This window comes from Rhizobium sp. SVR5-9E, assembly GCF_056755095.1.
This window is the reverse complement of the sequence record NZ_JBNDHS010000827.1, coordinates 1-231: the sequence shown is the minus strand read 5'-3', so window position 1 is coordinate 231 and position 231 is coordinate 1. Positions and strand designations below refer to the sequence as shown.

The window sequence follows — 231 nt, the reverse complement described above, 5'->3', positions numbered from 1 at the left end:
CTCTAAGCCAAAAGCTCCGCAATACGCTTTTCAGTTTAACTATGCAAAATATCTCGCACGAAAGGATATTGATTACCAGTGTTATAGTAATGATAAGATTTTCTTTGCTGAAAGAAAAGATCTAAGTTTTACCGAAAAATTTTCTCAGAAAAGGCTAGAAGTTCTTCAGAATATTGATAAAACGAAAATGTCTTCAAAATCAAAAGAATTTCTGAAAGGGATTATTCTTGC

The 231-nt window shown here is 31.6% G+C and carries 1 protein-coding gene; it reads left to right on the top strand.

The window, feature by feature from the left end; all coding sequences use genetic code 11:
* Positions 1 to 231 (top strand): hypothetical protein (locus ACPYOJ_RS37160; protein WP_481420654.1); only part of this gene is annotated, 231 nt, incomplete at both ends.